The following is an 8,250-nucleotide window of genomic DNA, read 5'->3' on the forward strand; positions in this document are numbered from 1 at the left end:
AGGCGGCTCTTCGCGATGCTGTCCGATGGAACGGCGGTCCCGAGGTCCACGACGAGACTTCGTCCGCTGAGATCAGGGCATGAAGGAATCGGCGACAGTAGACGACGCACTCACGGAGGCGCTCGCGCTCGCCGGCTCACGGCACGCTGAGCGGTCCGCCGTCGAGGCATCCCGGTACCGGGCAGTCGAGGAGGCACGCCGCCTCGCGATGGCGGCACCCGCGGCGCTCGTCGGCGAGCACGTCCAGGTGCAGGTGGATCGGGCGGAGGCGGCGCACCGGGCGCTGATCGCGGAGCTCGCGACGGGACTCCGGGTCTCGGAGGCGCACGCCTCTGCACTGGTCGACGAGGCACGCCTGCTGGTGAACGACCTCCCGGCGACGTTGCGCGCACTCGCGGACGGAGCGCTCTCCCCCGAGCACGCGCGACTCGTGGTGCGAGGAGCGCTCGACGTCCCCGCCGAGGTCCGTGGGCGCTTCGACGAGGAGGCCGCGACGATCGCGGTCGCCTGCACGCCGCCCCAGCTGCGACGCGCCCTCCGGTCGCTCCGGGAACGGCTGCACCCGCAGACGCTCAGCGAACGTCATCGGGACTGCGCCCGTCGTCGCGCGCTCTGGGTGGAGGGCCTCGACGACGGGATGGCGATCCTGCACCTCTACACCGCAGCTCCCGATGTGCTCGGCGCGATGGACAGGATCGACCGGGCCGCCCGCTCCCTCGCGGATCTGCCGGACGAGGAGCGGACGCTGGGCCAGCTCCGCGCAGACATCGCCGCTGCGCTGCTGGTCGACGGGGAGACATCGGCCGACGGAGACGGCACGTCGATGCCGGCGGGAGTGCGCGCCGAAGTCGCGGTGACCGTGCCGGCGCTGACCCTTCTCGGGCGGTCCGACCAGCCCGCCGTCCTCGACGGATACGGACCCGTCGATCCGGAGACCGCGCGGCGTCTCACAGCAGGTGCTCCCTCGTTCACGCGGCTGCTCACCCATCCGGAGAGCGGAGCGGTCCTCTCCGTCGGACGCGACTCCTACCGAGTGCCGGCGGACCTGCGTCGCCACCTCCAGCACCGCGACGGGACCTGCCGGTTCCCGGGATGCACCCGCAGCACCCGCCACGCGGACGTCGACCACACGAATGACTGGCAGCACGGAGGCACCACGTCGGTCGACAACCTCGCACACCTCTGCCGACACCACCACCGGCTCCGCCACACCACGGGGTGGACCCACCGGCAGGAGCCGGACGGCACGCTGCACTGGACGAGCCCGACGGGACGGCAGCATGTCACCCGGCCCGGGGAGCCGGGGAACGGGACGGAGGGCGGACACGATCCGACCGGGACCGGCGGGCCGTGACAAGGGGCAGGTCGGGTGGCGTGGACGGGCAGGTCAAGGGGCGGGCCCGCTTCGGCGCGCCCGCGTAGCGTGGACGGCACGGGCCGATAGGCGCGGAAGCGACAAGAGGGGCAGCGACATGGCAGGAACGAAGGACAGGAAAGACGCGACGACGGGGACCTCCGCGGTGCTCTTCGACATCGACGGGACCCTCGCCGACACGAACTTCCTCCACGTCGAGGCGTGGTCGCGCGCCTTCTGGCAGGCCGACCTCGTCGTGCCCGCCTGGCGCATCCAACGAGCGATCGGCGCAGACTCGTCGGAGCTGCTCGACATGCTCCTCGAGGACGAAGTGAAGGAGGAGCAGCGCGCACTGGTGAAGTCGCTGCACACCAAGAACTACGCCGAGACGACAGCACGCATCGTTCCACTTCCGGGAGCTCGCGAGCTCGTCGCGACGCTCGTCGGTCGAGGCGTCCACGTCGTCCTCGCCACCTCGGCACCGCAGAACGAGCTGGACGTGCTTCTCGACGTCCTCGACTTCGGCGGGTCCGTCCACGCTGTCACCAGCGGCGCCGACGTCTCCACCGCCAAGCCAGCACCCGACCTGATCTCTATCGCGCTCGACCGCGCGGGTGTCTCCGTCGACCGCGCCGTCATGGTCGGCGACGCGACCTGGGACGTCCTGGCCGCCGAGCGCGCGGGCCTGGCAACGGTCGGAGTCCTCTCCGGCGGAACCTCGGAGCACGAACTCCGCGAGGCCGGAGCCGTCGCCGTCTACGAGGACGCGGCGGCCGTCCTCACCGGTCTCGGTGAAGGGCCCCTCGCGAGCCTCCTGAACTGACCGACCGCCACCCCAGGAGGCTCACGAGCCTCAGTCGCGGGGTCGCCGTCGCAGCACGAGGAGCGTCACTCCGATGGCGGCGGCGACCGCGGCGAGAGCGCCGCCGATCCACAGGACGTCCCCGAGGAGTGCCGGGTCCGATCCGGACGTCGCCTGCGCTTCGTCGGCGGACTCGGCCTGTCCTCCTGAGACCGCGACGGTGCCGTTGCAGTCCGGGACCGAGTCCGACCCGTCGGCGAGCGCGGTCCCGTCGGCCGGCGCCCAGTCGAACGCGTATTGGCCCGACACGGGGTGCCCGTCGGTCGACACGACCTGCCAGGTCACCTCGTACTCCCCCGCCGCGCCGAGCTCGAGCGGCATCGACGCTTCCGGCCCGACGACGCTGACGCAGCCGTCGCCGTAGTAGAGCCCGTCCGGCCCGACGACGCGCAGAGCCGCCGCCGTTCCGTCCGTCCCGAGGACGAGCAGGTCGTCGTTCGTCGTCAGCACCAGCGTTCCCGGCTGCTCCGTCACGGTCGAGTCCGCAGCGGGAGTCGTCGAGACGAGGTAGTTGTGCGCGCTGGCGGGCGCCGCCACCGCGATCGAGCCGAGCAGCCCGATCGCGGTAACGGCGACGAGGGCCTTCCGACGGGTCACGCCGACGCCCGGGGTCCGCGGCGGCGGGAGGCGAGCCCGACGGCCACGCCGACCGCGCCGACGACGAGCCCGCCGACTCCGAGGATGCGGGCGAGCACGTCGTCGCCGCTCGTGGCCGTCGTCGCCGAGGCGGTGGTCGCGACCGCGTCGTCACCGTCGCCGTCGTCGTCGTGTCCGCCCCCGTGGCCGGACCCCGCTTCCGCCGCGGTCACCGCGACGGTGGGAGCGGGCAGCTCGGGCTCGTCCTGGCCGTCGACGGTCGGCTGGTCCCAGGCGGTGCTGCCGGTCTCGCACGTCTGCAGCACGGGGAACTCCAGCGTGGAGCCGGCTGCGTCCTCGGGGAGCTGAAGCTGGAGGGCGACGGTGTCGCGGTAGCCGTCGGCGAGGGGCGTCTTCGCCGTGTAGACCACGTCCGAGACCCGCTTGGTCGCGGTGTTCCCGTGGGAGTCGGTGACCGGGTCGGCGATTGCGACCTCGTTCTTCACGACGTCCCAGTTCGGGTTGATCGTCGGGCTGACCGAGTTGATGCCGTCGGGCATCGTGATCGTGAGTCCCGTCGTCGGCGAGCCCTCGCAGCCGTGGGCCAGCGAGAACGTCACCACCGTGTACGAGCCGGCGGCGGTGCTGCTCGCCGCCGCGGTCACGTGGGCGCTGGCCGCAGTGGGCGCGGCGACAGCGAGCGCGATCGATCCGGCGGCGACGAGTGCGCCGCTGCCGACGAGGCGGAGCCGCGAGAAGGAAGAAGAAGAAGAAGAACGGGTCATGACGGTCGTGTCCTCGGGGGAGATCCGGCGCGGGGCCGGGAGTTCTGGACGCAGCGCGGGTCCGCGGTGCGTGCGGGGGCGCCGACCGGAGCCGCTCCCACACGGGAGGGGCGTCAGGCGGCGCGGAGGACCCGCAGCGGCGGCCCGCGGTGCCGGAGGATCGAGAGGACCGCGTCGAGGGATCGGGGCGCCCGCGGCTCGGGGGTGCCCGTCATCGAGACGCAGGGGACCGACGGGAGCGCGACCGCGGACGCGCGGGCGACGATCCGTACGACGACGCGCTGGAGGCCTGCTCCCAGCGTCCAGAAGAGGCGCTCGCCGTACCGGAACGCCGCGATCGTGAAGGCAGCCGCAGCGAGGTGGGCGAGGAGCATCACCGGCGCGTGAGCCGCGTGTCCGCCTCCGCCGGCGATCAGCTCGATGGTCGACCCGTCGTGGAAGTGCGCGCCGGTGCCCGTCGTCCCGACCACGCTCACCTCCCCACCGCTGCCCGTGATGAGGAAGAGGCCGTGGTACGCGATCTGGCTGAGGAGCACGGAGAGCGTCAGCCGGGGAAGGGACAGACGGCGCCCCGAGAGGAGGACGCAGACGACGACGGCGAACGCCGCGGCGAGGGCGAGCACGGCAGGAGTGGGGGTCTCGGCGCCCGCGACCGTGTGGGAGGCGGCGGCCGTGGCGGTCGCGGCGAGAGCGGCGGCGACGCCGCGAGCCACTCGTGCACCTCGGGTCTGCACTCGCCCGTCCTCTCGTCGTCGCGTCGACGCGTGCGCGCGACGTCTCCAGGGTAATCGACGCGGCGGAGCAGCTCCCCGCCGTCCCGGTTCCCTGCCGTTACGAAGCCGTTACCTAGATCACCGAAAGAAATCCAAACCCCCGCAGGGAGGGCTCCGAACACATGTCAACGGCCGCGACACGGTCCACACAGAACAGGTCCTCCGCATCACGTGGGGGCCGTCTCACGAAGGAGTAATCCCATGCGATCCACCAAGCGTTCCGCCCTCGCCGCATTCGCCCTGCTGGGCACCGCCGCCCTCGGCCTCACCGCCTGCTCGAGCGGAAGCGGCTCGACCACCGCCGCCAGCGACGCGGCGACCGAGATGTCGACCCCGATGGCCACCTCGTCGGCCTCCGCCTCCTCGACCCCCATGGCGACCATGGACCCGGCCGCGAACCTCGTCGGCCCCGGCTGTGCCGCCTACGCCGAGCAGGTCCCGGACGGCGCCGGCTCGGTCGAGGGCATGTCGCTCGACCCCGTTGCGACCGCCGCGTCGAACAACCCGCTGCTCACCACCCTGACCGCTGCGATCTCCGGTGGCCTCAACCCCGACGTCAACCTCGTCGACACGCTGAACAGCGGCGAGTTCACCGTCTTCGCCCCGGTCGACGACGCGTTCGCCAAGCTCGACGCCGCGACCGTCGACTCCCTCAAGACCCCCGAGGGCGCCGCCACGCTGTCCTCGATCCTGACCTACCACGTCGTCCCCGGCCAGATCGCCCCTGACGCGATCGCCGGCGACCACGCCACTGTCCAGGGTGGCAACCTCACCGTCACCGGTTCCGGCGACGACCTGAAGGTCAACGACGCGTCCGTCATCTGCGGTGGCGTCCAGACCGCCAACGCGACCGTCTACCTCATCGACACCGTGCTGACCCCCCCGGCCAGCTAATTCCCCTCACCGGCTCCGGCCGGTGAACACGCCGAAGGGCGGGCACCGCGAGGTGTCCGCCCTTCGGCGTTCGTGCGTGCAGAAGCCCTCCGCGAAGCCGGACACTGCAGAGTCGTCCGGCACAGAGTCGTCCAGCGCAGAGCCGCGCAACGCAGCGCCGCCCCACGGGAAGCCGCACAGCGCGGAGCCCTGCGTAGTGCGGAGTCGGAGGGTCACCACGACCCGGCACTCGCCGTCACGCCGCACCACAGAACCCACCACGAACGACACGAGGCGCGGACCCCGATGCAGGGGTCCGCGCCTCGTCGTCGTGCGGTCGGCGGCTACTCGGCCGGGGCGCTGATCTCGCGCAGGACGCGGTCGCCGGGGCGGGCCTCGATCATCTCGGCCTCGATCTCGGCCCGGTCGAGCAGCTCCTCCATGCGGCGGCGGCGGTTGCGCGTGATGAGCGTCACGACCGTGCCCGTCTTGCCCGCGCGGCCGGTGCGGCCGGAGCGGTGGAGGTACGTCTTGTACTCGTCGGGAGCGTCGGCCTGGATCACCAGGTCGATGTCGTCGACGTGGATGCCGCGCGCGGCCACATCGGTCGCGACCAGCACGTCGACGCGTCCACTGGTGAGCAGCGCGAGGTTGCGGGTGCGGCGCGACTGGTTGAGGTCGCCGTGGAGGCTCGTCGCGGGGATGTCCGCGTGGTCGAGCTGCTCCGCGAGCTGCTCCGCGAACGCGCGGGTACGGGCGAAGATCAGCGTCTTGCCCTGGCGGGCGGCGAGCTGCTCGATGATCTCGGCCTTGTCGCGGTGCTCGATCAGGAGCACGCGGTGGTCGATGGTCGAGGACGCCTGGTCCTCGCCGGCGACCTCGTGGACGCTCGGCTCGACCAGGAACTCGTCGACGAGCGTCGCGACGCCCTTGTCGAGCGTGGCCGAGAACAGCAGCCGCTGGCCGCCGTCGGCGGTCTGACGGAGGATGCGCTGCACGGGCTCGAGGAAGCCGAGGTCGCACATGTGGTCGGCCTCGTCGAGCACCGTGATGGTGATGTTCGAGAGGTCGAGGCGCCCCTGCTCGACGAGGTCCTCGAGGCGGCCCGGCGTCGCGATGACGATGTCGACTCCGCGCTGGAGGGCTCCGACCTGCTTGTACTGGGGGACGCCGCCGTAGATGGTCGTCGTGAACAGGCCGACGGAGCGGGCGATCGGCTGGATGGTCCGGTCGATCTGCATGGCGAGCTCGCGGGTCGGCGCGAGGATGAGCGCGCGCGGAGCGCGGCCCGGCTTGCGGCCCTTCGCTCCGTTGTTCTCCATCAGGCGCTCGACGACGGGGGCGCCGAAGGCGATGGTCTTGCCGGAGCCGGTCTTGCCGCGTCCGAGGACGTCCTTGCCGGCGAGCACCTCGGGGATGGTCGCGGCCTGGATCGGGAACGGCGCGGCCGCTCCGAGCTCGGTCAGCATCCGGACGATGTTCCCTCCCAGGCCGAGGTCGCCGAAGGTGACGCCCTCGACGTCGACGGCGAGAGTGGCCGTCGCCTCGAGGCGCTCGAGCACGACGTCGTCGGCCTGGTGCGGCGCACGGGCGTCGCGGCTGGGGTAGAAGTCCGAGCCGGAGTCGCGGCGCGAGGGCCGGGAGTCGCGGTCGAACGAACGGGTCGGGCGGTCGCCGCGGTCGTGGCCGCGCGAGGGACGCGCATCCCGGTCGAAGGAGCGGGCCGGACGGTCGCTGCGGTCGAACGAGCGGGCGGGACGCTCGGTGCGGTCGTAGCCGCGCGAGGGGCGCTCGTCGCGGTCGCCGGTACGGGCGGGCCGGTCGTCGCGTCCGTAGGAGCGGGCCGGACGGTCGTCGCGGTCGTTCGAGCGGGCCGGACGCGCATCGCGGTCGAAGGAACGGGCCGGGCGGTCGCTCCGGTCGAAGGAACGCGCCGGACGCTCATCGCGCCCGTAGGAACGCGCCGGACGCTCGTCGCGATCGTTCGAGCGCGCCGGACGCGCATCGCGGTCGAAGGAACGGGCCGGACGGTCACTGCGATCGAAGGAACGCGCCGGACGCTCATCGCGCCCGTAGGAACGCGCCGGACGCTCGTCGCGATCGTTCGAGCGCGCCGGACGCGCATTGCGGTCGAAGGAACGGGCCGGACGGTCACTGCGATCGAAGGATCGCGCCGGACGCTCGTCGCGGTCGTTCGAGCGCGCCGGGCGTGCGTCGCGGTCGTACCCGCGGACCGGACGCTCGTCGCGGTCGTACCCGCGGACCGGACGCTCGTCACGGTCGTTCGAGCGCGCCGGACGCGCGTCGCGGTCGTAGCCGCGAGAGGGCCGCTCGTCGCGGTCGTTCCCGCGGGCGGGCCGATCGGCGCGCTCGGCGCGCTCGTCGGCGTTCCAGCGCGCCTTCTTGGGGGCGTTCTCGTCGACGGCGCGGAATCCGCGGTGGCCCTCGCTGCGCGAGCCCGGCTTGGCGCCGGGGAAGCGCGAGCGGCCGCCGAGTTGGGACTTGCCGCTCGAGGCGCCGAAGCGGTTGGGCTCGAAGTTCTTGGCCGGACGTCCGCCGGCGGGCTTCTTGTTCTTGGGCATGGCAGTTCTTCCTGGGTTCAGGTCGTGCGCGAGGAGGCAACGCCGGAGGAGCCCCGTCGTGAGGGGCGTCCGTGCGCTGGACTGCTGCGGGGCAGCAGGGGGAGAACCCGGGCGAGTCATTGACCGGGGCCGATTCACACATGTGATTCGTCTCACGACGACTGTCGGAGACTCGGCCCACTTGACTAACAAACCCATCCGCACGAGAACGCACGGTGTCAAGAGCCGACCGAGCGAGTCTACACGCGGCCCCGGAGCCTGGCTAGGGCGGGGAGACGTGCGGCCAGGAGCCGCTCAGGTCGGGAGCCGCGAAGCCCGGGAGCCGCGCACCTCCGCAACCGGTCCCCCGAGGAGCACGCCCGCGGGGAGGAGCCAGCTGACCTCCGCTCCGACGAACACCACCTCTCCGAACGTCGCGCGCAGCGGTGTGACGCCGAGCGCCCCG

At 72.5% G+C, this 8,250-nt stretch carries 7 protein-coding genes; 3 read left to right on the forward strand and 4 right to left on the reverse strand.

Going from position 1 to position 8,250, the window contains the following annotated elements; translation table 11 throughout:
- Positions 1 to 79: 79 nt before the first annotated feature.
- Both C5C36_RS13235 and C5C36_RS13240 read left to right on the forward strand, forming a co-directional pair.
- Positions 80 to 1,354 carry an HNH endonuclease signature motif containing protein gene (locus C5C36_RS13235; protein WP_104309871.1) on the forward strand — a complete coding sequence of 425 codons (1,275 nt, stop codon included), beginning with the start codon at positions 80 to 82 and terminating at the stop codon, positions 1,352 to 1,354.
- Between the two features lie 118 nt (positions 1,355 to 1,472).
- Positions 1,473 to 2,177 carry an HAD family hydrolase gene (locus tag C5C36_RS13240; protein ID WP_104223828.1) on the forward strand — a complete coding sequence of 235 codons (705 nt, stop codon included), beginning with the start codon at positions 1,473 to 1,475 and terminating at the stop codon, positions 2,175 to 2,177.
- 30 nt (positions 2,178 to 2,207) lie between these two features.
- Here the strand turns inward: C5C36_RS13240 and C5C36_RS13245 are convergent, their stop codons facing one another.
- The 3 genes from C5C36_RS13245 to C5C36_RS13255 form a co-directional block, all read right to left on the reverse strand.
- Positions 2,208 to 2,813, reverse strand: a complete 606-nt coding sequence (locus C5C36_RS13245; protein WP_104223827.1) for a copper resistance CopC family protein — start codon at positions 2,811 to 2,813, stop codon at positions 2,208 to 2,210.
- Positions 2,810 to 3,577, reverse strand: a complete 768-nt coding sequence (locus C5C36_RS13250; RefSeq protein ID WP_104267143.1) for a YcnI family protein — start codon at positions 3,575 to 3,577, stop codon at positions 2,810 to 2,812. The genes C5C36_RS13245 and C5C36_RS13250 overlap by 4 nt, the downstream gene beginning before the upstream one ends.
- 113 nt (positions 3,578 to 3,690) lie before the next feature.
- On the reverse strand, positions 3,691 to 4,290 hold the full coding sequence (locus C5C36_RS13255) for a hypothetical protein (RefSeq protein WP_104309872.1): 600 nt from the start codon (positions 4,288 to 4,290) through the stop codon (positions 3,691 to 3,693).
- A 261-nt stretch (positions 4,291 to 4,551) separates the two neighbouring features.
- Here C5C36_RS13255 and C5C36_RS13260 point away from each other — a divergent pair, with 261 nt between their 5' ends.
- Positions 4,552 to 5,244 carry a fasciclin domain-containing protein gene (locus C5C36_RS13260; RefSeq protein ID WP_104246890.1) on the forward strand — a complete coding sequence of 231 codons (693 nt, stop codon included), beginning with the start codon at positions 4,552 to 4,554 and terminating at the stop codon, positions 5,242 to 5,244.
- Between the two features lie 323 nt (positions 5,245 to 5,567).
- Here the strand turns inward: C5C36_RS13260 and C5C36_RS13270 are convergent, their stop codons facing one another.
- A complete protein-coding gene (locus tag C5C36_RS13270) occupies positions 5,568 to 7,805 on the reverse strand; it encodes a DEAD/DEAH box helicase (RefSeq protein ID WP_104309873.1) in 2,238 nt (745 codons plus the stop codon).
- Between the last annotated feature and the right edge of the window lie 445 nt (positions 7,806 to 8,250).

This window comes from Rathayibacter sp. AY1G1, from assembly GCF_002932095.1.
Lineage (GTDB): Bacteria > Actinomycetota > Actinomycetes > Actinomycetales > Microbacteriaceae > Rathayibacter.

Excerpts from the sequence above, each read along its gene's own strand:
- C5C36_RS13270 (WP_104309873.1), bottom strand. The coding sequence starts at position 7,805 with ATGCCCAAGAACAAGAAGCCCGCCGGCGGACGTCCGGCCAAGAACTTC.
- C5C36_RS13235 (WP_104309871.1), top strand. The coding sequence starts at position 80 with ATGAAGGAATCGGCGACAGTAGACGACGCACTCACGGAGGCGCTCGCG.
- C5C36_RS13260 (WP_104246890.1), top strand. The coding sequence starts at position 4,552 with ATGCGATCCACCAAGCGTTCCGCCCTCGCCGCATTCGCCCTGCTGGGC.
- C5C36_RS13250 (WP_104267143.1), bottom strand. The coding sequence starts at position 3,577 with ATGACCCGTTCTTCTTCTTCTTCTTCCTTCTCGCGGCTCCGCCTCGTC.
- C5C36_RS13240 (WP_104223828.1), top strand. The coding sequence starts at position 1,473 with ATGGCAGGAACGAAGGACAGGAAAGACGCGACGACGGGGACCTCCGCG.